The following is a 443-nucleotide window of genomic DNA, read 5'->3' as shown; positions in this document are numbered from 1 at the left end:
CAGATCCTCCTGTTATTCCAGTAACTGATGAAATATCTCCAAATGAGAACCTTCAGTTCCTCTGTGGTCATAGTTTCCGTATTGTAGCGGTCATAGAGAAGCTCGCTTTTCATTCTGGCCCACATGCTTTCACATCGGGCATTATCATGGCACCTGCCACCAGCACTGTTCATGCTTTGAATAATACCGTATTTTGCCAGAGCCTTACGATAGGTTTCACTGGTATATTGTGTTCCTCTGTCAGAGTGTAAAATGGCGCCTCGCAGATTAGGATATGCAAGATAGGCATTATCCAGGGTATGCTCACACAAAGTTGCTTTCATGTTGGTTTCCATCGCCAGACCAAGGACACTGGAATCAAAGCAGTCAAAGATAGCTGAAACATACAGTTTTCCATCTTTAGCCTTGATCTCTGTGATGTCAGTTACACATTTTTCAAGTGG

General features: G+C 43.3%; 1 protein-coding gene. It reads right to left on the bottom strand.

Annotation, left to right across the window (positions count from 1 at the left end; translation table 11 throughout):
* Positions 1–443 (bottom strand): transposase (locus ACQRD1_RS14595; protein ID WP_427787953.1); only part of this gene is annotated, 443 nt, incomplete at both ends.

The sequence above is a fragment of the Bariatricus sp. SGI.019 genome, assembly GCF_050315235.1.
Taxonomy (GTDB): Bacteria; Bacillota; Clostridia; order Lachnospirales; family Lachnospiraceae; genus JAFBIX01.
This window is presented reverse-complemented; position numbering and strand designations above follow the sequence as displayed.